General features: G+C 63.1%; 20 protein-coding genes. 11 read left to right on the top strand and 9 right to left on the bottom strand.

Annotated features, from left to right (window positions below):
- Window positions 1-30: 30 nt before the first annotated feature.
- Together serA and ACYAS9_RS07855 are read left to right on the top strand one after the other, a co-directional pair.
- On the top strand, window positions 31-1,260 hold the full coding sequence (serA, locus tag ACYAS9_RS07860; RefSeq protein ID WP_463567747.1) for a phosphoglycerate dehydrogenase: 1,230 nt from the start codon (window positions 31-33) through the stop codon (window positions 1,258-1,260).
- Between the two features lie 121 nt (window positions 1,261-1,381).
- Window positions 1,382-1,909 (top strand): GNAT family N-acetyltransferase, encoded by a 528-nt coding sequence (locus ACYAS9_RS07855; protein WP_463567746.1) that lies wholly within the window; start codon window positions 1,382-1,384, stop codon window positions 1,907-1,909.
- On the opposite strand, the gene ACYAS9_RS07850 is transcribed toward ACYAS9_RS07855, so the two are convergent.
- Window positions 1,906-2,541 (bottom strand): 2OG-Fe(II) oxygenase, encoded by a 636-nt coding sequence (locus tag ACYAS9_RS07850; protein WP_463567745.1) that lies wholly within the window; start codon window positions 2,539-2,541, stop codon window positions 1,906-1,908. The genes ACYAS9_RS07855 and ACYAS9_RS07850 overlap by 4 nt on opposite strands.
- 129 nt (window positions 2,542-2,670) lie before the next feature.
- On the opposite strand from ACYAS9_RS07850, the gene ACYAS9_RS07845 reads away from it, so the two are divergent.
- The gene (locus ACYAS9_RS07845) at window positions 2,671-3,423 is read left to right on the top strand and encodes a DUF2059 domain-containing protein (protein WP_463567744.1); all 753 of its coding nucleotides are present in this window, start codon (window positions 2,671-2,673) and stop codon (window positions 3,421-3,423) included.
- 21 nt (window positions 3,424-3,444) lie between these two features.
- On the opposite strand, the gene bipL is transcribed toward ACYAS9_RS07845, so the two are convergent.
- Entirely contained in the window at window positions 3,445-4,386 is a 942-nt protein-coding gene (gene bipL, locus ACYAS9_RS07840) for a phospholipase BipL (protein WP_463567743.1), read from the bottom strand.
- A gap of 91 nt (window positions 4,387-4,477) precedes the next feature.
- Between bipL and ACYAS9_RS07835 the strand changes: the two genes are divergently transcribed.
- Window positions 4,478-6,871 carry a penicillin acylase family protein gene (locus tag ACYAS9_RS07835; protein ID WP_463567742.1) on the top strand — a complete coding sequence of 798 codons (2,394 nt, stop codon included), beginning with the start codon at window positions 4,478-4,480 and terminating at the stop codon, window positions 6,869-6,871.
- 152 nt (window positions 6,872-7,023) lie between these two features.
- Here the strand turns inward: ACYAS9_RS07835 and dmpG are convergent, their stop codons facing one another.
- The 3 genes from dmpG to ACYAS9_RS07820 are packed head-to-tail and all read right to left on the bottom strand — an operon-like array spanning window position 7,024 to window position 10,355.
- The gene (gene dmpG, locus ACYAS9_RS07830; RefSeq protein WP_463567741.1) at window positions 7,024-8,046 is read right to left on the bottom strand and encodes a 4-hydroxy-2-oxovalerate aldolase; all 1,023 of its coding nucleotides are present in this window, start codon (window positions 8,044-8,046) and stop codon (window positions 7,024-7,026) included.
- The gene (locus tag ACYAS9_RS07825) at window positions 8,036-9,007 is read right to left on the bottom strand and encodes an acetaldehyde dehydrogenase (acetylating) (RefSeq protein WP_463567740.1); all 972 of its coding nucleotides are present in this window, start codon (window positions 9,005-9,007) and stop codon (window positions 8,036-8,038) included. Before ACYAS9_RS07825 ends, dmpG begins: the two co-directional genes overlap by 11 nt.
- 43 nt (window positions 9,008-9,050) lie before the next feature.
- A complete protein-coding gene (locus ACYAS9_RS07820; RefSeq protein WP_463567739.1) occupies window positions 9,051-10,355 on the bottom strand; it encodes an MFS transporter in 1,305 nt (434 codons plus the stop codon).
- Between the two features lie 208 nt (window positions 10,356-10,563).
- Here ACYAS9_RS07820 and ACYAS9_RS07815 point away from each other — a divergent pair, with 208 nt between their 5' ends.
- Both ACYAS9_RS07815 and ACYAS9_RS07810 read left to right on the top strand, forming a co-directional pair.
- The gene (locus ACYAS9_RS07815) at window positions 10,564-12,303 is read left to right on the top strand and encodes an IlvD/Edd family dehydratase (RefSeq protein ID WP_463567738.1); all 1,740 of its coding nucleotides are present in this window, start codon (window positions 10,564-10,566) and stop codon (window positions 12,301-12,303) included.
- A 47-nt stretch (window positions 12,304-12,350) separates the two neighbouring features.
- Window positions 12,351-13,073, top strand: a complete 723-nt coding sequence (locus ACYAS9_RS07810) for a FadR/GntR family transcriptional regulator (protein ID WP_463567737.1) — start codon at window positions 12,351-12,353, stop codon at window positions 13,071-13,073.
- 56 nt (window positions 13,074-13,129) lie between these two features.
- Here the strand turns inward: ACYAS9_RS07810 and rpoH are convergent, their stop codons facing one another.
- The 4 genes from rpoH to ftsY form a co-directional block, all read right to left on the bottom strand.
- Window positions 13,130-13,984, bottom strand: coding sequence for an RNA polymerase sigma factor RpoH (gene rpoH / locus ACYAS9_RS07805; protein ID WP_463567736.1), 855 nt, complete (start codon window positions 13,982-13,984; stop codon window positions 13,130-13,132).
- A 123-nt stretch (window positions 13,985-14,107) separates the two neighbouring features.
- Window positions 14,108-15,139: a permease-like cell division protein FtsX gene (gene ftsX / locus ACYAS9_RS07800; RefSeq protein ID WP_463567735.1), complete on the bottom strand. Its 1,032-nt coding sequence runs from the start codon at window positions 15,137-15,139 to the stop codon at window positions 14,108-14,110.
- Window positions 15,136-15,807 (bottom strand): cell division ATP-binding protein FtsE, encoded by a 672-nt coding sequence (gene ftsE, locus ACYAS9_RS07795; protein ID WP_463567734.1) that lies wholly within the window; start codon window positions 15,805-15,807, stop codon window positions 15,136-15,138. Before ftsE ends, ftsX begins: the two co-directional genes overlap by 4 nt.
- Complete coding sequence (gene ftsY / locus ACYAS9_RS07790) at window positions 15,804-17,240, bottom strand: signal recognition particle-docking protein FtsY (protein ID WP_463567733.1); 1,437 nt, start codon at window positions 17,238-17,240, stop codon at window positions 15,804-15,806. Before ftsY ends, ftsE begins: the two co-directional genes overlap by 4 nt.
- Window positions 17,241-17,667: 427 nt before the next feature.
- Here ftsY and ACYAS9_RS07785 point away from each other — a divergent pair, with 427 nt between their 5' ends.
- The 5 genes from ACYAS9_RS07785 (at window position 17,668) to ACYAS9_RS07765 (ending at window position 22,742) form a co-directional block, all read left to right on the top strand.
- Complete coding sequence (locus ACYAS9_RS07785) at window positions 17,668-19,020, top strand: M16 family metallopeptidase (protein WP_463567732.1); 1,353 nt, start codon at window positions 17,668-17,670, stop codon at window positions 19,018-19,020.
- Window positions 19,017-20,510: a M16 family metallopeptidase gene (locus tag ACYAS9_RS07780; protein WP_463567731.1), complete on the top strand. Its 1,494-nt coding sequence runs from the start codon at window positions 19,017-19,019 to the stop codon at window positions 20,508-20,510. The genes ACYAS9_RS07785 and ACYAS9_RS07780 overlap by 4 nt, the downstream gene beginning before the upstream one ends.
- Window positions 20,510-21,094 carry a 16S rRNA (guanine(966)-N(2))-methyltransferase RsmD gene (gene rsmD, locus ACYAS9_RS07775; RefSeq protein ID WP_463567730.1) on the top strand — a complete coding sequence of 195 codons (585 nt, stop codon included), beginning with the start codon at window positions 20,510-20,512 and terminating at the stop codon, window positions 21,092-21,094. Before ACYAS9_RS07780 ends, rsmD begins: the two co-directional genes overlap by 1 nt.
- An 80-nt stretch (window positions 21,095-21,174) precedes the next feature.
- Entirely contained in the window at window positions 21,175-21,741 is a 567-nt protein-coding gene (locus ACYAS9_RS07770; protein ID WP_463567729.1) for an RNA polymerase sigma factor, read from the top strand.
- The gene (locus ACYAS9_RS07765) at window positions 21,738-22,742 is read left to right on the top strand and encodes a FecR family protein (RefSeq protein ID WP_463567728.1); all 1,005 of its coding nucleotides are present in this window, start codon (window positions 21,738-21,740) and stop codon (window positions 22,740-22,742) included. The genes ACYAS9_RS07770 and ACYAS9_RS07765 overlap by 4 nt, the downstream gene beginning before the upstream one ends.
- Window positions 22,743-22,774: the final 32 nt, after the last annotated feature.

Below are 22,774 nucleotides of genomic sequence, written 5' to 3'. Positions count from 1 at the left end.
GCCATTTTTCCGGGATACAGGTTTACGCAGATGAGCAAGACTTCCCTCGACAAGAGCAAGATCAAGTTCCTTCTTCTCGAAGGTGTCCACCAGTCCGCAGTCGACGTACTCAAAGCCGCTGGTTACACCAGTATCGAGTACCACACCAAGTCGCTGCCGGAAGCCGAGCTCAAGGAAAAGATCGCCGATGCTCACTTCATCGGTATCCGCTCGCGCACCCAATTGACCGAAGAACTCTTCGATTGCGCGAAAAAACTGGTCGCGGTGGGCTGCTTCTGCATCGGCACCAACCAGGTCGACCTGAGCGCAGCGCGCGAGCGCGGTATTGCGGTGTTCAACGCACCCTACTCCAACACCCGTTCGGTCGCCGAGCTGGTGCTGGCCGAAGCCATCCTGCTGCTGCGCGGCATCCCCGAGAAGAACGCTTCGTGCCACCGTGGCGGCTGGATCAAGAGCGCGGCCAACTCCTTCGAGATCCGTGGCAAGAAGCTGGGCATCATCGGCTACGGCTCGATCGGTACTCAATTGTCGGTCCTGGCCGAAGGCCTGGGCATGCAGGTGTATTTCTATGACACCGTGACCAAGCTGCCGCTGGGCAACGCCACTCAGGTCGGCAACCTGCACGAACTGCTGGGCATGTCGGACATCGTCACCCTGCACGTACCGGAAACCGCCGCCACCCAGTGGATGATCGGCGAGAAGGAAATCCGCGCCATCAAGAAAGGCGGCATCCTGATCAACGCCGCCCGCGGCACCGTGGTCGAGCTGGACGCACTGGCTGACGCCATCAAGGACAAGCACCTGATCGGCGCAGCCATCGACGTGTTCCCGGTCGAGCCACGCTCGAACGACGACATCTTCGAAAGCCCGCTGCGCGGCCTGGACAACGTGATCCTGACCCCGCACATCGGTGGTTCCACCGCCGAGGCCCAGGCCAACATCGGTCTGGAAGTCGCCGAGAAACTGGTCAAGTACAGCGACAACGGTACGTCCGTGTCGTCGGTCAACTTCCCTGAAGTGGCCCTGCCGGCTCACCCGGGCAAACACCGCCTGCTGCACATCCATGAAAACATCCCGGGCGTGCTCAGCGAGATCAACAAGGTTTTTGCCGAAAACGGTATCAACATCTCCGGTCAGTTCCTGCAGACCAACGAGAAAGTCGGTTACGTGGTCATCGACGTCGACGCCGAGTACTCGGACCTGGCGCAGGAAAAACTGCAACAGATCAAAGGCACCATCCGTAGCCGCGTACTGTTCTAAGCCACGCGCTGCTATTTAAAAAGGAGACCTTCGGGTCTCCTTTTTTGTGGGCGACAGACCGTGCTCGGCCAGGGCGTATAGTGCACACCTGCAGCGATTCAGTTGCCTCTGGAGAGAATGCATGAACAACACCCATTTGATTGTGCGCAATGCGCTGCCGAGCGACATTGCCGGCATCGTTGCCCTGCAAAAGGCCAATCAGCAGGCTCAGGGCGGCAGCCTGTCCGGCGAGCTACCGGCGGCGCGAATCGCAGAAATGCTCGGCGATATGCCACAGATCGTGGCCGTTCAAGGCGATGAAGTGGTAGGTTTTTTGCTGACCACCTCCCTGGCCGTCAACCACCGGCACCCAGTTGCGGTGGTGGAAAAGACCCTGCAAGCGTTTCCTGCCATGGACCCAGACGCCTATATCTACGGCCCGATCTGCGTCAGCGCCAGCCAGCGCGGCCAAGGGCTGGCGCAACGGCTGTTCCGGGTACTGCTGGAACTGGCGCCGGAACGTCAGGGCGTGTTGTTCATCCGTGACGACAACCCGGCGTCATTACAGGCACATCGCAAGATGGGCATGCAGCCGGTGGCGCAGTTTGAATTCAAGGACGCGCTGTTTCATGTGTTTGCCTACAAGCCGCAGGCTGGCGGCGCGCTTTAAGGAAACGGCTCGTCGCCGCGGCGGCGGAACCAGCCGGTCAGTGAAAGCCGGTCGCGACTGGCGGGCAGTACCTCATGCGGGACCTCGCCGGACAGAAACACCACAAGACTTCCGCCGACCGGGTCCACGTCGTAAGGCTGGTCGTTGTCCAGGTACATGCGCAGCTGGCCGCCCTGCTCCGTCTGCCAGTTGTCGTTGAGGTACAGCACCGCCGAGATCATGCGCTTGTCGTCGTCGCGAAAGCGGTCCAGGTGACGCCGGTAAAACGCCCCCGGCGGATACTGGGCAAAGTGGCTCTCGAAATCTTCCAGCCCCAGAAACAGGCCGCGATTGAGCGCCATGCGCAGGCTGTCCATGATTTGCAGGTACTGGTCGCAAATGTCGGCCTGGCCCGGTTCCAGCCACTGGATCCGGTCGCCACGCACCGCTTCACGCACCTCTTGTGCCGGTCCCCGGCCAACCGCCGCCGGCTCCAGTTCACCGGCGGCAGCACGAAGGCGGCACTCTGCCGCCAACGCAGAGGTCAGAGTATCGGCAACAAAGACGTTTTGCTGCGACCAGCCCTGGGCGACCAGGTCGTCAACGATGCGCAGCAATACGGGGTGATCGGGGGTCATTTGCATGGCGTGCATAGTATCCACAAGCCTCGCGAACCGACAGTGGCTCCTGCGTGGACAACAGGTTTATTGATACAGGCAGTCACAACTCGACAAATCCCCGCCAACAACCGGACAATAGCGCCCTGCCGACAGGAGTCCCGAATGCGTCGTTTGTGTGTTGTGCTGTTGATGTTGTGCGCGCTGCCTGCCTGGGCAGACGGCTTCGACCAGTTATACAAGGCTGCCGGCTGGCAACAGCAACGGGCGCATTTCAATGATGCCCTCAAGGCTGCGCAGCAGCGCTATAGCGCCAACCTGCCGCCTGCGGTGTTTCAGGCCCTGGTCAATAACAGCAATCAGCGTTTTGCCCCGGCGGCTGTCGATCAGCGGGCCGAACAGCGCCTGCGTGAAACGCTCAAGGACCCGGCACCGGCGCTGCGCTTTTTCCAGTCGCCGCTGGGGCGCAAGATCGTCAATGCCGAGCTGACCGCGACCCGCGCCGATCAACTGGCCAAGAATACCCAGGGCTTGCCCGTCATCGAGGCCGACGCGACCCGTCAGTTGCTGATCGGCCATCTGGCCCAGGCGCTGCCCGCCAAGCAGGCCGGTGCTGAAGTCAGTCTGGCCCTGGCCGGCGTCGCTGCCGACAGCCTGAGCCAGATGATTCCCGGCCTGCTCGGCGGTGGTCAGGCTCAGGGCATGCTCGAAGGGCAGCGCGAGCGGCTGATGGCGCAGATTCAGGCAGACCTCAACAACACCTTGCTGTACGTGTACCGCGATCTGTCGGACCCGGAGCTGGAAGAGTTCGCCAGTTTTGCCGAGTCCAGCGAAGGCCGTGCGTATTACCAGGCCGCCCTGGCAGCGATTCGCGCGGGGCTGGCGGTCGGGCAGAGCAATTCGAGCCTGGCGCCGTAATAACGGCTGTACGACCGGGCTTTACCTGATCTGCCCATTCAGGAACTCGAAATAGCGCGCGCGCAGTTCCGGCACCTCGTTGGCGAGGTGATGCCGGGCTTCGCGCAGCATCAGGATTTGCGGTGCGCTGAATTTCTCGTTCAGCACGCTCAGGTTATGGCTCCAGTCCACCGTCATGTCGGACTCGCCCTGCACGATCAGCGGCGCGCGCGTGCTGCGCGGGGCTTTTTCGATGTGCACGATCCAGCGCGCCAGCGCGCCGACCCAGGCGGTGGGCAGGCGCCGCGGCTGCAACGGGTCAGCCATCAGGAATGGCAGAAACGCCGGTGCGTTGGAGTTTTCGGTGAAGCGCCGATTGATCCCGCTGACAAATGGACGCAGCAGGTAATAGCTGGCCTTGGACCAGCCCCACGCCCGTGGCCGCACCAGCGGCGACAGCAGGATCACCTGGCCCTGGGCCGGGCTGTCGGCGCCGCGATGCAACACATGGTCGACCACGATCGCGCCGCCCGTGCTCTGCCCGCACAGATGCCAGGGCTGCGGCAGCTTCAAGGCCTCGGCCTCGACCAGCAGGCGTTGCAGCACGGTCTGGTATTCGGCGAAATCGCCGATGCTCGCCCGGCTGCCGCTGGACAGGCCGTGCCCCGGCAGGTCGCAGGAAATCACCGCAAAGTTTTGCGCCAGCGCCCATTCGACGACATGCCGGTACAGGCCCATGTGGTCGTAGAAGCCGTGCATCAGAATCAAGGTCGCCACTGGCCGCTCGGGCAGCCAGACCTGGCCAACAATCTCGTAACCCGCCACGTCCAGGCGCCCCAGCCAGCTGCGCACGACCTTCTCGCCGCCCAGCGCGCCAAGGCTGTAGAAGCGCTGATAGGCCTGGCCATTGGGCGATAGTGCATCGCTGGCGCCCAGCGGTTGCAGGCTGGCGCGTAAATGCTCGTAATTGAAGGTGTCGGACATGAGGCATCCACAGGTTTCAGGTAACACCGGCTAACGATATTCTCCTGTCTGCCTGGCTGGCAAGTCGCCCGCGCCCTTCCCGAGAGATTGAATGAAACGTCGCCTGATCACTGCTGCCCTGACGCCCGGCCTTATGGTTGCCCTGATCGCTGCCGGTGCTGCCTGGTATCTGTACGGCAAACAACCGCTGCGCCAGGGCGAGCTGACGCTTGAAGGCCTGCAAGCCCCGGTGAGCGTGCGCTACGACGAACGCGGCGTGCCGCACATTCGTGCGCAAAACCAGGCCGACCTGTACCGCGCCCTGGGTTATGTGCACGCCCAGGACCGGTTGTTCCAGATGGAAATGCTCCGCCGCCTGGCGCGCGGCGAGCTGGCCGAAGTGCTGGGCCCCAAGCTGATCGATACCGACAGGCTGTTTCGCAGCCTGCGTATCGGTGAACACGCCGACGCCTACGTCGCTCGCCAGGACCGCAGCACGCCCAGCTGGCAAGCGCTGCAAAGCTATCTGGACGGCATCAACCAGTACCAGGAGCACAACCCGCGCCCGCTGGAGTTCGACCTGCTCGGCATTGCCAAACGTCCGTTTACCGCCGAAGACACCCTGAGCATCGGCGGCTATCTGGCCTACAGCTTTGCGGCGGCGTTTCGTACCGAGCCGTTGTTGACCTATGTGCGCGACGAACTCGGTGCCGATTACCTCAAGGTCTTCGATCTGGACTGGCACCCCAACGGCCTGCTCGACCGTCAGCCGACGCTGAGCCAGGCCGACTGGCAAGGCCTCGGCGCGCTGGCGCAACTGAGCCATCAGGCCTTGCAGGACGCCGGCCTGCCGCAGTTCGAGGGCAGCAACGCCTGGGCCATCGCCGGCAGCCGCACGCGCAGCGGCAAACCGCTGCTGGCCGGCGACCCGCACATTCGTTTCTCGGTGCCGGCGGTGTGGTACGAGGCGCACCTGTCGGCACCGGGATTCGAGCTGTACGGCCATTACCAGGCGCTCAACCCGTTCGCTTTCCTGGGGCATAACCAGGATTTCGGCTGGAGCCTGACCATGTTCCAGAACGATGACCTGGACCTGATCGCCGAGAAAACCAACCCCGACAATCCCGAGCAGGTCTGGTATCAGGGCCGCTGGGTCGACATGACCCGCAGCGAACAGCAGATTGCGGTCAAGGGCCAGGCGCCGGTCAGCCTGACCCTGCGCCGCTCGCCGCACGGGCCGATCGTCAACGATGCCTTGGGGCGCAATGCCGGCAACACGCCGATTGCCATGTGGTGGTCGTTTCTGGAGTCGGAAAACCCGCTGCTCGACGGCTTCTATGAAGCCAACCGCGCCGACACGCTGGACAAGATGCGCCATGCTGCCGAGAAGATTCAGGCGCCGGGCCTGAACATCGTCTGGGCCAGCGCACGCGGCGATATCGGCTGGTGGGCCACCGGCCAGTTGCCGATTCGGCCGGCCGGGGTCAACCCGAACTTCATTCTCGATGGCAGCACCGCTCAGGCCGACAAACCGGGTTTCTACCCGTTCAGCGTCAATCCGCAGGAAGAAAATCCGTCGCGTGGCTATATCCTCTCGGCCAATGTCCAGCCGCTGTCACCGGCCGGCATCGAGATACCGGGTTACTACAACCCGCCCGAACGCGGCCAGCAACTGGACCTGCAGTTGCGCGACCCGTCGATCAAGTGGGATGTGCCATCGAGCAAGGCGCTGCAACTGGGCACCACCACCGATTACGCCCGCAGCATTCTCAAGCCGCTGCTGCCGGTGTTGCGTCAGGTGGTCAACGACCATGGCGAGCAGCAACTGGTCGAGAAAATGGCCGACTGGCAAGGTGACTACGCGCTGGACTCGGTCGCGGCGACGCTGTTCAACCAGTTCCTGTTTGCGCTGGCCGACAAGGCCTTCAAGGATGAATTGGGCGATGCGCTGTTCGATACCCTGCTGTCGACCCGGGTGTTCGATTCGGCGCTGCCGCGCCTGGCTGCCGATGCGGATTCGCCGTGGTGGGACAATCGCGGCTCGCCGCTGACTGAAAGCCGCGCCGACACCGTCAGGGCCGCATGGCGCGCCAGTATCAGCCACCTCACCGCAGTGTATGGCCCGGACCCGAAGCAATGGCAGTGGGGCAAGGCGCATACGCTGACCCACGCCCATCCGCTGGGCGCGCAAAAGCCGCTGGACTGGCTGCTCAACGTCGGCCCGTTCCCGGCGCCCGGCACTCATGAGGTGCCGAACAACCAGTCTTCACGCCTGAGCCCGGCGCCGTGGCCGGTGAACTACGGGCCTTCGACCCGGCGCCTGATCGACTTTGCCGACCCGGCCCACGCGCAGGGCATCAATCCGGTGGGCCAGAGCGGCGTGCCGTTCGACCGGCATTATGCCGATCAGGCGCAGGCGTATATTCGCGGCGAGTATGTGCCGCAACACCTGAGCGAAGCCGATGTGGCGGCGCACAGCCAGGGCGAGTTGCGGCTGGTGCCGTAGGAGCGCGCTCTGCCCGCGACCGGCTGCGTTAGCAGTCGTAAATTTGTGGCGTTTCGCAAAAGTTACAGTCATAAACTTTCAGCGTTTCCGAGATTTTGCGAGCGCTACGCACTCGGTCGCGGGCAGAGCGCGCTCCTACAGGGCAGAGCGTTTCAGGTGCGCTTCAGCAGGTCCAGCGCCACGTCGACGATCATGTCTTCCTGGCCGCCGACCATGCGTCGCTTACCCAGCTCGACCAGAATATCCACGGTCTTGAGCCCATAACGCGCCGCCGCCGCTTCCGCGTGACGCAAAAAGCTCGAGTAAACCCCGGCATAGCCCAGCGCCAGAGACTCGCGGTCAACCCGTACCGGCCGGTCCTGCAACGGGCGAACGATATCGTCGGCCGCGTCCATCAACGTATAAAGGTCGGTGCCGTGGTTCCAGCCCAGGCGGTCGACGGCGGCGATGAACACCTCAAGCGGCGCATTGCCGGCGCCGGCGCCCATGCCGGCCAGACTGGCGTCGATGCGGTCGCAGCCCTCTTCCACGGCGACAATCGAGTTGGCCACGCCCAGCGACAGGTTGTGGTGGGCATGCATGCCGGTTTCGGTTTCCGGCTTGAGCACCGCCTTGAACGCCCGAAAACGCTCACGCACATCCTGCATGCTCATCGCGCCACCCGAGTCGGCCATGTACACGCACGTCGCGCCGTAGCTTTCCATCAAGCGCGCCTGCGCAGCCAACTGCTCGGGCGCGATCATGTGGCTCATCATCAGAAAGCCCACGGTGTCCATGCCCAGCTCGCGGGCATACTCGATGTGCTGTTTCGAGACATCCGCCTCGGTGCAATGCGTCGCCACCCGCACTACACGGGCGCCGGCGTCATAGGCGGCCTTGAGGTCATGCACGGTGCCGATGCCCGGCAGCAACAAGGTGGTGATCCGCGCATGGCTGATGACATCGGCCACCGCTTCGATCCACTCCAGGTCCGAGTGGGCGGCAAAACCATAGTTGAAGCTGGAGCCTTGCAGGCCATCGCCGTGGGCGACTTCGATGCTGTCGACCTTGGCGCGGTCCAGCGCCCGGGCGATGTCCTGGACGTTCTGGATCGAATACTGATGGCGCACCGCATGGCTGCCGTCGCGCAGGGTCACATCGGAAATATAGAGTTTCCGTGTCGGATCAAACGTCATTGCGGGGCTCCTTGGCGTTCAGCATCGACTGCGCCATCCGCTCGGCGGTGGCCAGGGCAGCAGAGGTCATGATGTCGAGGTTGCCGGCATAGGCCGGCAGGTAATGGGCGGCGCCTTCGACTTCGAGAAACACCGAGGTCTTGAGCCCGGAGAACCGGCCCAACCCTGGAATGTTCAGCGGCGCGTGCTCGGGAATCACCTCGAACTGCACGCGCTGCTTGAGTCGATACCCCGGCACATAGGCGTGTACGGCGGCGACCATCTCTTCGATGGATGCTTCGATCAGTGCTTGATCGGCGGCCTCGGACAACACAAACACGGTGTCGCGCATCATCGGCGGCGGTTCGGCCGGGTTCATGACGATGATCGCCTTGCCCTTGCCCGCGCCACCAATCGCCTCGATGGCGCGCGAGGTGGTCTCGGTGAATTCATCGATATTGGCGCGGGTGCCGGGGCCGGCGGATTTGCTGGCAATCGAGGCGACGATTTCGGCGTAATGCACCCTGGCCACCCGCGACACCGCCGCGACGATCGGAATGGTCGCCTGGCCGCCACAGGTCACCATGTTTACATTCAACCGGTCGAGGTTCTGCTCCAGGTTGGCGACCGGCACGCAATACGGGCCGATGGCCGCCGGCGTCAGGTCGATCAGGCGGATGCCCGGCTTGACCGAGCGCAACAAGGCGTCGTTTTTGACATGGGCGCCGGCCGAGGTGGCGTCGAAGACAAAGTCGATCTCGTCGAACACCGGCAAGCGCGTCAGGCCTTCGACGCCTTCGTGGGTCACCGCCACGCCCAGGCGCGCGGCACGGGCCAAGCCGTCGGAGGCCGGATCGATGCCGACCATCGCGCCCATTTCCAGGTGCCGGGCATTGCGCAGCACCTTGATCATCAAATCGGTGCCGATATTGCCCGAGCCGACAATCGCGACTTTGAGCTTCTTGTTTATCGTGGAGGTCATGCAGGTACTCCGGAACGGCGGGCATCCATGCCCGCCTCAAGGGTCAGGATGGCTGTCCGAGCGCCGCGGCGCGGGCCTGGGATTTCTTTTCCAGCTGGGTGTAGACGATCCAGGTCAGCACGACACCGCTGAGCATCACCAGCGCCAGGAAATACAGCCCCGACGACAGCGTGCCGGTGTATTCCTTGAGCGCGCCGATGCCGAACGGGCCGATGTAGCCGCCCAGGTTGCCGAACGAGTTGATCAGGGCAATACCGGCTGCCGCGCTGGCGCCGGACAGGAAGCGTCCCGGCAGTACCCAGAAGATCGCCGTCACCGAGAACAGGCTGAACGCGGTCAGGCACAAAGCCGCCAGTTGCCAGCCCGGCATGCTCAGCCAGGCACTGAAAAACAGGCCTGTGGCGCCGAGGATGTACAGCACGGTGAGGTGGCCATAGCGGTCATTGAGGCGGTCGGAACTGCGCGGGATCAACAGCAGGCCCAGCACGCCGAAGATATAGGGAATTGCCGAGATGAAACCGGTGGTCAGGTCACTGCCGCCAAACTGATGCACCAGCGTCGGCAACCACAGGCTCAGGCCGTAGGTACTCAAGGTGCTGGGCAGGTACAACAGCGCCAGCAGCAACACGCGGCGATCCGCCAGGGCGCGCAGCGGGTTGGTGTGGTCGGTCTGGCCATATTCGGCGCGGTCCTTGTCCAGCTCGCCGAGCAGCCACTGCCGATCGGCCTCGGCCAGCCAGCGGGCGTCCTTGGGCGTGTCGGGCAAAATCTTCAGGGTCGGCCAGGCCAGCAACACCGCCGGAACGCCGATCACGATAAACAGCCATTGCCAGCCGGCCAGGCCAAAAATGCCGTTCATGCCCAGCAGCCAGCCGGCCAGCGGCCCGGTGACCATCAGCGCAATGGGCTGCGAGAGGATAAAGAAGCCCAGCACCTTGCCGCGATTGCGCACCGGAAACCAGCGGGTGATGTAGTACAGCACGCCCGGGAAGAAGCCGGCTTCGGCCGCGCCCAGCAGAAAGCGCATCACATAAAAGCTGTAGGCGCCCTGCACGAAGGCCATGCCGACGGTGATCAGGCCCCAGGTGATCAGGATGCGGGCAAACCAGCGCCGCGCGCCGAAACGCTCCAGCAGCAGGTTGCTGGGCACCTCGAAGATGAAATAGCCAATAAAGAACAACCCTGCACCGAAGCCATAAGCCATGTCGCTCAGGCCCAGATCGGCATTCATGTGCAATTTGGCAAAACCGACGGCGGAGCGGTCGATGAACGCGACCAGGTACAGCAGGATCAGGAACGGAATCAACCTGAGCGTGAGCCTGCGAATGATCCGAGCTTCCGGATTCATAGGTGTTCTCCAATTGTTTTTGTTATGGATTGGTTAGTCATGATTGATCTGACTAATCACCGGCGAACAGCCTGAAAAAGCGGGACCTGCTCACTGATCGAGACAATATAGTAATACTATTTAGCTCGCAACCATTTGAAACGCACCCCATCTGGTGTATGTTTCGAGCACAGCCTTTAAATAGTCATACAATAAGAGTTGCCTGATCATGACCGATAAAAAGACCCCGCTGCGCTCCGCCCAATGGTTCGGTACTGCCGACAAAAACGGCTTCATGTACCGCAGCTGGATGAAGAACCAGGGCATCCCGGACCATGAGTTTCAGGGCAAGCCGATCATCGGCATCTGCAACACCTGGTCGGAACTGACCCCGTGCAACGCGCATTTCCGCAAGATCGCCGAACATGTGAAGAAGGGCGTGCTGGAAGCCGGCGGCTTTCCGGTGGAATTCCCGGTGTTCTCCAGCGGCGAATCCAACCTGCGCCCTACCGCCATGCTGACCCGCAACCTGGCAAGCATGGACGTCGAAGAAGCCATTCGCGGCAATCCGGTGGACGCCGTGGTGCTGCTCACCGGTTGCGACAAGACCACGCCGGCGCTGCTGATGGGCGCCGCCAGTTGCGATGTGCCGGCCATCGTGGTCACCGGCGGGCCGATGCTCAACGGCAAGCACAAGGGCAAGGACATCGGTTCCGGCACCGTGGTCTGGCAGATGCACGAAGCCTATAAGGGCGGGCAGATCAGCCTCGACGAATTTCTCTCGGCCGAAGCCGGCATGTCGCGCTCGGCCGGCACCTGCAACACCATGGGCACCGCCTCGACCATGGCCTGTATGGCCGAAGCCCTCGGCACCTCGCTGCCGCACAACGCTGCCATTCCGGCGGTGGACTCACGCCGTTATGTGCTGGCGCACTTGTCGGGCATGCGCATCGTCGACATGGTCCGCGAAGACCTGCGCCTGTCGAAGATCCTCACCAAGGCTGCCTTCGAGAACGCGATCAAGGTCAACGCCGCCATCGGTGGCTCGACCAACGCGGTGATCCACCTCAAGGCCATCGCCGGGCGCATTGGCGTTGAGCTGGACCTGGAAGACTGGACCCGCATCGGTCGCGGCACGCCGACCCTGGTCGACATGCAGCCTTCCGGGCGCTTTCTGATGGAAGAGTTCTACTACGCGGGCGGCCTGCCTGCGGTGATTCGTCGCCTTGGTGAAAACGGCCTGCTGCCCAACCCCAACGCCCTGACCGCCAACGGCAAGAGCCTCTGGCAAAACTGCCAGGCCTCGCCGCAGTACAACGACGAAGTGATCCGCCCGATCGACAATCCGCTGGTGGCCGACGGCGGCCTGTGCATCCTGCGCGGCAACCTGGCGCCACGCGGCGCGGTGGTCAAACCTTCGGCGGCAACGCCAGCCCTGATGCAGCATCGCGGCCGGGCGGTGGTGTTCGAGAACTTCGACGACTACAAGGCGCGCATTGCCGACCCGGACCTGGATGTCGACGAAACCTGTGTGCTGGTGCTCAAGAATGCCGGTCCCAAGGGTTATCCGGGCATGGCCGAAGTCGGCAACATGGGCCTGCCGCCCAAGGTGCTGGCCAAGGGCGTGACCGACATGGTGCGCATTTCCGATGCACGGATGAGCGGCACCGCCTACGGCACCGTGGTACTGCACGTCGCCCCTGAAGCGGCGGCCGGCGGTCCCTTGGCGGCGGTGCATAACGGTGATTTCATCGAGCTGGACTGCCTGACCGGGCGCCTGCATCTGGACATCAGCGACGAAGAACTGCAAGGCCGCCTGCTCGACCTGAAGCCCGACACCTCGGCGAAAATCTTCTCCAGCGGCTACAGCCGCCTGTACGTCGACCATGTGCTGCAGGCCGACGAAGGCTGCGACTTTGACTTTCTGGTCGGCTGCCGCGGCTCGGAGGTGCCACGCCATTCGCATTGATGGGTGCGGTATGATGCAGCGCATTTCGTCAGAGCCCTTGCGTCTTTATGGATTACCAGACACCCAAGCCACGCAAAAGCATGCACGCCCAGATCGTTCAGGAGCTGGGCATGCATATCGTGTCCGGCCGCTTCAAGCCTGAAGAAAAGCTGCCACCGGAAGCCACGCTGTGCGAGGAGTACAAGGTCAGCCGCCCCGTCTTGCGCGAGGCGACGCGGGTGCTGACCGCCAAGGGCCTGGTGTATTCGCGGCCACGGGTCGGCACCGTGGTGCGCCCGCGCGTGGAGTGGCACCTGCTCGACCCGGACGTGTTGTTCTGGCTGATGCAGTCGACGCCGCACAGTGAGTTTTTCAACACGCTGGCCGGTGTGCGGCGGATTCTGGAGCCGGAAATCGCCGCCCTCGCCGCCACCACTGCGACCGATGCCGACATCGCGGTCATCGAAGAAGCCTATCAGCGTATGGAAGCGGCCAGGACCCGCGAAGAAATGCTCCAGCCCGACCTGGACTTTCATCGAGCCATCGCCGATGCGACGCACAACGACCTGCTGGCCTACATGTGCAACATGCTGTCGTTGCCGCTGCGCGAGTCGATCAACCTGACCAACCTGCGCCCCAACACCCAGCAGCTGAGCCTGCCGCGCCATCAGGCGATTCTCACCGCGATCAAGAACCGCGATGCCCTGGCGGCACGTTATGCATCGCTGGTGCAGCTTGACGACACCCGCGTGGCGCTGGACACGGTGATGAATGTGCTGACGCCGCTGTAAACCGGGCACCAACAAAAACGCCCCGACACGTCGGGGCGTTTTTTGTGCAGCCTCGATCAGGCCGCGATCGAGGTCTTGAGCTTGTTCATCGCGTTCTTTTCCAGCTGACGAATACGCTCGGCAGAGACGTTATATTTCTCGGCCAGCTCATGCAGCGTGGCTTTTTCCTCGGCCAGCCAGCGCTGATAGAGGATGTCACGGCTACGATCGTCGAGCACGCCCAGCGCCTGGTGCAGGTTGGCGGTGGAGTTGTCGGTCCAGTCGGCATCTTCCAGTTGACGCGCCGGGTCGTAGCGGTGGTCTTCCAGATAATTGGACGGTGACTGGAAGGCGCTGTCGTCGTCGGCTTCACTCGCCGGGTCGAACGCCATGTCCTGGCCGGTCAGACGGCTTTCCATCTCGCGCACTTCACGCGGCTCGACACCGAGGCTTTCAGCCACACGGTGGACTTCTTCGTTGTTCAGCCAGGCCAGACGCTTCTTCTGGCTGCGCAGGTTGAAGAACAGCTTGCGCTGCGCCTTGGTCGTGGCGACCTTGACGATGCGCCAGTTGCGCAGGATGAATTCGTGAATCTCGGCCTTGATCCAGTGCACGGCAAACGACACCAGACGCACGCCCATTTCGGGGTTGAAGCGTTTTACTGCTTTCATCAGGCCGACGTTGCCTTCCTGAATCAGGTCGGACTGGGCCAGACCGTAACCCGAATAGCTGCGCGCGATGTGCACCACGAAACGCAGGTGGGCAAGCACCATCTGCCGCGCAGACTCAAGGTTCTGCTCGTAGTAGAGACTGTCTGCCAGTTCGCGCTCCTGCTCCGGCGTCAGCATCGGGATGCTGTTGACCGCATGCACGTAAGCTTCCAGGTTGGCGCCTGGAACCAATGCATAGGCAGGTTGCAATGAAGTGGTCATACGGAAGAAACCTCCAACTGATGTAACGGGTGCAGCTCAGCACTGCGAAATTGACCGGGAACCGCTAGACAAGTTCCCTCAGCTGAATAAGTCAATCATATATACGAATCAAACAGCCCGGATTTACCGGGGGGCCAGCTCGCTCAGGTGGCGGGCGACCGCAATCCAAGCACCGATATACCCTAACAGTACCGCTCCAAGCAAGAGCGACAAGCCATCGGCCATCGGAACACCGCTCAGGGCAAAGTCGCTGCCATACAAGCCGGACAGGCCGATAACCGCATCATTCAGCCAGTCCAGACCAAACGCCAGCACGCCCCAGGACAATATGCCGGCACCGATGCCGTACAGCGCGCCCATATAAAGAAAGGGCCTGCGCACGTAGCTGTCGGTGCCGCCGACCAGTTTTATGACTTCGATCTCGACACGCCGGTTCTCGATGTGCAGACGAATGGTATTGCCGATCACCAGCAACAGCGCCGCCACCAGCAGAACGGTCAGGCCAAAGACAAAGCGGTCGCCGAGCTTGAGAATCGCCGCCAGCCGCTCGACCCAGACCAGGTCGAGTTGCGCCTGTTGCACCTTGGGCAGTTCGGCCAGGCGCGCGCGCAGCGCTTCAAGTGCCGGCTTGTCGACCTCTTGCGGGGTCACCACCACCACGCCCGGCAAAGGGTTGTTCGGCAACTCCTTGAGCGCCTCGCCCAGCCCGGAATCCTTCTGGAATTCCTTGAGCGCCTGCTCGCTGCTGACGTATTCGGCCTCTGCCACACCGGGCATGGCCTTGATCTGCTCGCGCAACCGGCCGCCTTCGGCATGACCGGCATCCAGTTGCAGGTACACCGAAATCTGCGCCGCACGCTGCCACGAGCCGCCCAGGCGCTCGACATTGCTCAGCAACAGCGACAGGCCCATGGGCAGGCTCAAGGCAATCGCCATGACCAGGCAGGTAAAGAAACTGCCGATCGGCTGCTTGCCCAGCCGGCGCAGGCTGTCGAGCAGGCTGCTGCGATGGCTTTCGATCCAGGCCGCCAGCAGGGTGCTGAAGTCCGGGCCGTCGTCGTCATGCGCGCCGCGCTTTTTCTTCGGCGGCTCAGGCTCTGCCGCACGCGGTGCGGCACGGTCCGAAACCTTTGGATTGCTGCGTGAAGCACTCATACGCCGGCCTCCCCGTCGCCGATCAGACGGCCACGTTGCAGGGTCAGCATGCGGTGACGCATGCGCGCGATCAGTGCCAGGTCGTGGCTGGCGATCAGCACGCTGGTGCCCAGCCGGTTGATGTCTTCGAATACACCCATGATTTCCGCCGCCAGCCGGGGATCGAGGTTGCCGGTCGGTTCATCGGCCAGCAACAAGGCCGGACGATGGACGATGGCCCGTGCGATACCGACCCGCTGTTGCTGCCCGGTAGACAAGTCGCCCGGATACAGCGCGGCCTTGTCGGACAGGGCCACGCGCTCCAGCGCCGAGTCGACACGCTTGACGATCTCGGGCTTGGACAGGCCGAGAATCTGCAACGGCAGCGCGACGTTGTTGAACACCGTGCGGTCGAACAATAACTGGTGGTTCTGAAACACCACACCGATCTGCCGGCGCAGGAAAGGAATCTGCGCCGTGCTGATCTGCCCCAGGTCCTGGCCGGCCAGCAGGAGCTTGCCCGAGGTCGGGCGCTCCATGGCCAGCAGCAGGCGCAGCAGGGTACTTTTACCGGCACCGGAGTGGCCGGTAACAAACAGAAACTCACCACGACGCACTCGAAAGCTCAGCTCATGCAACCCGACGTGACCGTTCGGATAACGCTTACCGACCTGCTCGAATCGAATCATGTGCGCTCTCGCTCCGCAAACAGGGCCTGAACGAAGGGTTCGGCCTCGAAAGTACGCAGGTCGTCGATGCCCTCGCCTACGCCGATGTAACGAATGGGCAGGCCGAACTGCTTGGCCAGGGCGAAGATCACCCCGCCCTTGGCGGTGCCGTCGAGCTTGGTCAGCGCCAGACCCGTAAGGGTCACGGTCTGGTTGAACTGCTTGGCTTGATTGATCGCGTTCTGCCCGGTACCGGCGTCCAGCACCAGCAGCACTTCATGCGGTGCGTCGGCATCGAGCTTGCCAATCACCCGGCGAACCTTTTTCAGCTCTTCCATCAAGTTGTCTTTGGTGTGCAGGCGACCGGCGGTGTCGGCGATCAGGACATCGATGCCACGCGCCTTGGCCGCCTGCACCGCATCGAAAATCACCGAGGCCGAGTCAGCGCCGGTGTGCTGGGCGATCACCGGAATCTGGTTACGCTCGCCCCAGACCTGCAATTGCTCGACCGCCGCCGCGCGGAAGGTGTCGCCAGCGGCGAGCATGACTTTCTTGCCTTCAAGTTGCAGCTTCTTGGCCAGCTTGCCGATGGTGGTGGTCTTGCCGGCGCCGTTCACGCCGACTACCAGAATCACATACGGCTTGTTCTGGCTGTTGATGACCAGCGGCTGCTCGACCGGCTTGAGCATCGCGGCCAGCTCGGCCTGCAGCGACTTGTACAGCGCCTCGGCATCGGTCAGTTGCTTGCGGGCGACCTTCTGGGTCAGGTTCTGGATGATCACCGAGGTGGCCTCGACACCGACGTCGGCGGTCAGCAGGCGAGTCTCGATTTCTTCGAGCAGGTCATCGTCGATGGCCTTGCGCCCCAGAAACAGCGAGGCCATGCCTTCGCCGATGCTGGCACTGGTCTTGGACAAACCTTGCTTGAGACGGGCGAAGAAACCGACCTTGGTCTCGGCAGGGGCCGCGACGGCAGGCACCGGCAGCGTTTCGGCGACAGGTTCGGGTTCTGGCGTTACAACGGGTGCGATAACCGGAGGCGGCACAATCGGAGCCGGCACAACGACGGGCGCAACGACCCCCACAGGCTCAGGCTCAGGCTCAGGCTCAGGAATGATGACCGGCTCAGGCTCTACGAATACAGGCACAACCGCTGCCGGTGCCTCGACCACCGGTGGCGCGACCGGGACGATGAGGGGTGCCTGAACCACCGGCGCCTCAACCTCTGCAACCGGGGCTGCGGGCTCGACCGGCACAATCACCGGTGCCTCGACAACCACAGGCGCGGGCGCTACTGCTTCGGCCTCAAGAGGCGCCTCGACAGGCGGTAGCACTTCAGGCGCAGGCTCGGGCGGCTGGACCGGTTCCGGGGCTTTCTTGCGAAACCATCCGAACAGGCCTTTCTTCTCACCAGCATCAGCTGGGGTCTTCTTGTCGTCGTTGGAACCAAACATGGAGGACGGCTATCTCAAAGTAGCGAAACGCCAACAGGCCTTTCGGAAAATGCTGACATGCCAAACAGACTGCGGTATGGACTGCTTGTTCATTCGGCGGTTCTAGGGCGCCTCTAAAAACTAACTGCGTTGTCATCGCTGCGTTAAAAACAGACTCGGAATGCTCACTTACTCCAGTAAGCTCCGCTTCCTCGCCTGTTTTTGCCTTGCGCTGACTGCCTCGCCTACGTTTTTAGAGGCCCCCTTCAGGCACGGTTCTCGTCTGAAAAAATCGTCGCGCGGCGCGTCATAAGACATACCCTAAAACAAGTTTCACGTGCCGACTGGCCGTGAGGGTTGTTTGCGCCGCAAACGGATCAGTATCCTACCACCCCCGTGCCCGCCGACGCTAAGTCCAAGCAGGTCGTCTTACAGGTTTGAATTATCCATGAATGCTTTAGCCCGCCGTGCCGCAGGCCTGCTGCTCAGCACCCTCTGCCTGCCCTTGGCTGCCCTGGCAGCCGACCCGCAACCGACCCATGAATTCACCCTCGACAACGGCCTCAAGGTGGTTGTGCGTGAAGATCATCGTGCCCCGGTGGTGGTTTCTCAGGTCTGGTACAAGGTGGGCTCCAGCTACGAGACGCCGGGCCAGACCGGTTTGTCGCATGCACTGGAACACATGATGTTCAAGGGCAGCAGCAAGACCGGGCCGGGCGAGTCTTCGTTGATCCTGCGCGACCTGGGCGCTGAAGAAAACGCCTTCACCAGCGACGACTACACCGCCTATTACCAGGTGCTGGCCCGCGACCGCCTGAGCGTGGCCCTGGAGCTGGAAGCCGACCGCATGGCGACCCTCAAGCTGCCAGCCGACGAATTCAGCCGCGAAATCGAAGTCATCAAGGAAGAACGCCGCCTGCGCACCGACGACAAGCCGGTCAGCAAAGCCTTCGAGCGCTTCAAAGCCATGGCCTACCCGGCCAGCGGTTATCACACCCCGACCATCGGCTGGATGGCTGACCTCAACCGCATGACAGTGCAGGACCTGCGTCACTGGTACGAGTCGTGGTACACGCCCAATAACGCCACGCTGGTGGTGGTCGGCGACGTCAAGGTCGACGAGGTCAAGGCCCTGGCCGAACGCTTCTTCGGGGCCATTCCGCGCCGCGATGTGCCGCCGTCGAAAAAACCGCTCGAACTGGCCGAGCCCGGCGAACGCCGCATCACTCTGCATGTGCAGACCCAGTTGCCGAGCCTGATGTACGCTTTCAACGTGCCGAGCCTGGCGACCGCCGAGGACCCGCGCTCGGTACAGGCGCTGCGCCTGATCGCGGCCCTGCTCGACGGCGGCTACAGCGCACGTATACCGAGCCGTCTGGAACGCGGTGAAGAGTTGGTCTCCGGCGCCGGCTCCAACTATGACGCCTTCACCCGTGGCGACAGCCTGTTCATGATCAGCGCCACGCCCAACACCCAGAAAAAGAAAACCCTGGCCGACACCGAAGCCGGCATCTGGCGCTTGCTCGACGAGCTGAAAACCAAGGCGCCTTCGGCCGAAGAACTGGAGCGTGTCCGTGCCCAGGTCATCGCCGGCCTGGTTTTCGAGCGTGACTCGATCACCAGCCAGGCCACCACCATCGGCCAGCTGGAAACCGTCGGCCTGTCGTGGAAATTGATCGACGAAGAGCTCGCCGCCCTGCAAAGCGTGACCCCCGCCGACATCCAGAACGCCGCCAAGACCTATTTCACTCGTGAGCGCCTCAGCGTTGCGCACGTGCTGCCCGAGAAGAAGGCCAAATGATCATGCGCATCCCTTACCGAACTCCTTACCGTTGCATGCTGACCAGCCTGTTCCTGGCTGCCGTCGTCGCCTTGCCCGTGCAAGCCAGTAACGCCACCGGCGGCGATGCACCGCGCACCGATGCGCCGCTGGGGCAAAACCTGCAATCGCTCAAGGAACTGGACAACAAGGCACCGGCCCGCCGCGCCCTGAATATCCAGACCTGGAACACCGCCGAAGGCGCCAAGGTGCTGTTCGTCGAGTCCCGCGAACTGCCGATGTTCGACATGCGCCTGATCTTCGCCGCCGGCAGCAGCCAGGACCAGAACGTTCCCGGCCTGGCCCTGACCACCAACGCCATGCTCAACGAGGGCGTCAAGGGCAAGGACGTCACCGCCATCGCCCAGGGCTTCGAAGGCCTGGGCGCGGACTTTGGCAACGGTTCCTACCGCGACATGGCCATGGTTTCGTTGCGCAGCCTGAGCGACAAGGACAAGCGCGAGCCGGCCCTGAAGCTGTTCAGCGACGTAGTGGGCAAGCCGACTTTCCCGGCCGACTCACTGGCGCGCATCAAGAACCAGCTGCTGGCCAGCTTCGAGTACCAGAAGCAGAACCCCGGCGTGATCGCCAGCAAGACCCTGTTCGACAAGCTGTATGGCGACCATCCGTACGCGCACCCAAGCGACGGTGACGCCAAAACTGTCGCCGCGCTGACCCAGGCGCAGCTCAAGGCCTTCCACGCCAAGGCCTATGCCGCCGGCAACGTGGTGATTGCGCTGGTCGGCGACCTGTCGCGCGACGAAGCCCAGGCCATTGCCGCCCAGGTCTCCAGTTCGCTGCCCAAGGGCCCGGCGCTGGCCAAGATGCCTGAGCCGGTCGAACCCAAGGCCGGCGTAACGCACATCGAGTTTCCGTCCAACCAGACCCACCTGATGCTGGCGCAACTGGGCATCAGCCGTAACGACCCGGACTATGCAGCGTTGAGCGTCGGTAACTCGGTGCTCGGCGGTGGCGGTTTTGGCAGTCGCTTGATGACCGAAGTGCGCGAAAAACGTGGCCTGACCTACGGCGTGTCGTCCGGCTTTACCGGCATGCGCGTGCCGGGGCCGTTCACCATTGGCTTGCAGACCCGTGCCGAACTCAGCGAAAACACCCTCAAGCTGGTTCAGGATGAGGTGCGCAAGTTCCTCACTGACGGCCCGACCCAGAAAGAAATCGACGACGTGAAACGCGAACTGTCGGGCAGCTTCCCGCTGTCGACTGCCAGCAATGCGTCAATCGCCGCGCAATTGGGTGCCATCGGCTTCTATAATCTGCCGCTGACCTTCCTTGAAGACTACATGACCGAAGCGCAAGCCGTGACGGTCGAGCAGGTCAAGGCGGCGATGAACAAACACCTGGATGCCGACAAGATGGTGATCGTCACCGTCGGCCCGACCGTGGCGCAGAAACCTCTGCCACCACCCACCGACAAACCTGTCACACCGCCTGCGGGCGTTCCGGAGCATTAATGGCCAATCCACGTCCCAAAACGCACAACGGCCAGGGCCAGTTGCGCATCATCGGTGGCGAATGGGGCAGCCGACGCCTGAGCTTCCCCGACGCACCGGGCCTGCGCCCGACGCCTGACCGGGTGCGTGAGACCCTGTTCAACTGGCTGGCGCCGTCCATCGCCGGCGCCAGGGTGCTGGACGTTTTCACCGGCAGCGGCGCGCTGTATTTCGAAGCGCTGTCGCGCGGGGCCAAATCCGGCCTGGCGCTGGACAACAATCAGGCGGCCATCGCCAGCCTGCGGCACAACCTTGAGCTGCTCAAATGCGAGAACGGCCAGGTGCTGCACAGCGACGCGCTGCGCCATCTGGAAACGGCGCCGGCAGAAGCCTTCGATGTGGTGTTCCTCGATCCGCCGTTCCATCAAGGCCTGCTGAGCAACGCCTGTGCCTTGCTGGAGTCGCGCGGCTGGCTGGCCGAACACGCCTGGATCTACACCGAAAGCGAAACCCCGCCGTCGACCACCGGCCTGCCAGGCAACTGGCGCCTGCACCGCGAGAAAAAGGCCGGCCAGGTGTATTACGGGCTCTGGCAGCGCGGCTAAGGCCAAACGACGAACACTCATGGCCAATGCAATCAAGAGCGCTTATCATCCGCGTTTCCGCCGGTTGCGCTGTTTCTGCCATGCCCAAGCCTCCTTCCCACGATCCTGCCGAGCCGCCGTCATCTGATGACGCGCCGCCCGCGCAGGAGGTATTGCAGGCGTTTCTGCAACAGCAAGGCCGGGTAAAAAACCAGTTGAGCCGTTGGGTGGCCTGCCGGGCGACCGCTGCCGATCTGTGCCAGGAACTGTTCATTCGCCTGTGGCGGCGCAAGGAAGTGCCGGTCGAGGACCTGGGCCCGTACCTGATGCGCAGCGCGCGCAATCTGGCCATCGATCACCTGCGCAGCGAGCGCAGCCGGTTGCGCACCGAGTCGGCCTTGTTGCCGGAGCAGTTGTTCGCCGAACCCAACTCGCTGGCCGACGGGCATCAGGCCAGCCATGAGCTCGATCAGGTGCAAGCCGCCCTGCGCGGTCTGCCTGAACGCACCCGGCACATTTTTCTGCTCAACCGCATTCACGGCAAGAGCTACAGTGAGATCGCCAGCCTGCTGGATATTTCCTCCAGCGCCGTTGAAAAGCATATGATGCGGGCCCTCCAGGCCTGCAAGAGCAGCCTGGGCGCGCCCATCGCCAAGGCATCTTCATGAACGTGGTCAGCCCCTTACCTCGCCGGCAGAGCGAGGACACCGCCCTGCACTGGGTCAGCCGCCTGGCCTCCGAGCCCGACAATACCGCTCTCGACGAAAGCCGCCTGCCGGCTGCCGAGCAGCAGCGCTTGCGCCAATGGCTGGCCAGCGATGCCGCACATGCCCAGGCCTATGCCCAGGCCAGACAGCTGTGGCAGATAACCGGTCCTGGCGCGGCGCGACTGGCGCAGGAAGACGACGCCGCCTTGCAAGCGATCCTGTGCAAAACCAGACCCCGCTCCCGTCGCTGGCCGGTGCCGCTGGCCATGGCCGCCAGCCTCATGCTGGCCTGCGTGCTGGCGCTGTTCTGGCGGCCGGAACACTGGCTGGACGACCTGCGCGCCGACTATCGCAGCGCACCGGGGCAACTGAGCCGCATCACCCTGGCCGATGGCAGTGACGTGCTGCTCGATGCCGACAGCGCCATTCAGGTCGTGCTGACCGATCAGGGCCGCGATATCCAGTTGCTGCGTGGCGCGGCGTTTTTTCAGGTCAGGCACACCGGCCAGCCCTTTGTCGTGCATGCCCACGGCGGCGAAACCCAGGTGCTGGGCACCCGCTTCGAGGTGCGCGACCAGGCGCAAGGGGCGCAAGTCACCGTCGAAGAGGGCAAGGTCGCGGTGCGCGCCCGCCCGGACAGCGAGGCGCAGTTGTTGACCGCCGCACAGCGCACCGACTATCGCCAGGGCCAGCCCGGCACGCTACAGAATGTAGCCGTGCAGGAAGCTTTGGGCTGGCGCGAGGGACGCCTGAGCTTTCGGCGCCAGCCGCTGAGCGAGGCGCTGCACGTGGTGCAGCGCTACTCGCAGGACCGGATCGTACTGCTCGATGCCGGGCTGGGCACGCGCCCGGTCAGCGGCGACTTCGCCAGCAATGACCCGCAGGCCATGCTCGCGGCGTTTCAGGCGGTGCTGGGTTACTCGATGCAACGCTTGCCGGGCGGTATGGTGTTGATTCACTGAACAGGTTGATTCACCGGGCAAGCAGCCGTGCA

The organism is Pseudomonas sp. HP_08 (assembly GCF_055284095.1).
Note: the sequence above shows the minus strand (reverse complement) of the source record. Positions and strands in the feature narration are given on the sequence as shown.

Excerpts from the sequence above, each read along its gene's own strand:
- bipL (WP_463567743.1), bottom strand. The coding sequence starts at position 4,386 with ATGTCCGACACCTTCAATTACGAGCATTTACGCGCCAGCCTGCAACCG.
- ACYAS9_RS07785 (WP_463567732.1), top strand. The coding sequence starts at position 17,668 with ATGAATGCTTTAGCCCGCCGTGCCGCAGGCCTGCTGCTCAGCACCCTC.
- dmpG (WP_463567741.1), bottom strand. The coding sequence starts at position 8,046 with ATGACGTTTGATCCGACACGGAAACTCTATATTTCCGATGTGACCCTG.
- ACYAS9_RS07810 (WP_463567737.1), top strand. The coding sequence starts at position 12,351 with ATGGATTACCAGACACCCAAGCCACGCAAAAGCATGCACGCCCAGATC.
- ACYAS9_RS07835 (WP_463567742.1), top strand. The coding sequence starts at position 4,478 with ATGAAACGTCGCCTGATCACTGCTGCCCTGACGCCCGGCCTTATGGTT.
- rsmD (WP_463567730.1), top strand. The coding sequence starts at position 20,510 with ATGGCCAATCCACGTCCCAAAACGCACAACGGCCAGGGCCAGTTGCGC.
- ACYAS9_RS07770 (WP_463567729.1), top strand. The coding sequence starts at position 21,175 with ATGCCCAAGCCTCCTTCCCACGATCCTGCCGAGCCGCCGTCATCTGAT.
- ACYAS9_RS07765 (WP_463567728.1), top strand. The coding sequence starts at position 21,738 with ATGAACGTGGTCAGCCCCTTACCTCGCCGGCAGAGCGAGGACACCGCC.
- ACYAS9_RS07780 (WP_463567731.1), top strand. The coding sequence starts at position 19,017 with ATGATCATGCGCATCCCTTACCGAACTCCTTACCGTTGCATGCTGACC.
- ACYAS9_RS07820 (WP_463567739.1), bottom strand. The coding sequence starts at position 10,355 with ATGAATCCGGAAGCTCGGATCATTCGCAGGCTCACGCTCAGGTTGATT.
- ftsE (WP_463567734.1), bottom strand. The coding sequence starts at position 15,807 with ATGATTCGATTCGAGCAGGTCGGTAAGCGTTATCCGAACGGTCACGTC.
- ACYAS9_RS07855 (WP_463567746.1), top strand. The coding sequence starts at position 1,382 with ATGAACAACACCCATTTGATTGTGCGCAATGCGCTGCCGAGCGACATT.
- ACYAS9_RS07825 (WP_463567740.1), bottom strand. The coding sequence starts at position 9,007 with ATGACCTCCACGATAAACAAGAAGCTCAAAGTCGCGATTGTCGGCTCG.
- rpoH (WP_463567736.1), bottom strand. The coding sequence starts at position 13,984 with ATGACCACTTCATTGCAACCTGCCTATGCATTGGTTCCAGGCGCCAAC.
- ftsY (WP_463567733.1), bottom strand. The coding sequence starts at position 17,240 with ATGTTTGGTTCCAACGACGACAAGAAGACCCCAGCTGATGCTGGTGAG.
- serA (WP_463567747.1), top strand. The coding sequence starts at position 31 with ATGAGCAAGACTTCCCTCGACAAGAGCAAGATCAAGTTCCTTCTTCTC.
- ftsX (WP_463567735.1), bottom strand. The coding sequence starts at position 15,139 with ATGAGTGCTTCACGCAGCAATCCAAAGGTTTCGGACCGTGCCGCACCG.
- ACYAS9_RS07845 (WP_463567744.1), top strand. The coding sequence starts at position 2,671 with ATGCGTCGTTTGTGTGTTGTGCTGTTGATGTTGTGCGCGCTGCCTGCC.
- ACYAS9_RS07815 (WP_463567738.1), top strand. The coding sequence starts at position 10,564 with ATGACCGATAAAAAGACCCCGCTGCGCTCCGCCCAATGGTTCGGTACT.
- ACYAS9_RS07850 (WP_463567745.1), bottom strand. The coding sequence starts at position 2,541 with ATGCACGCCATGCAAATGACCCCCGATCACCCCGTATTGCTGCGCATC.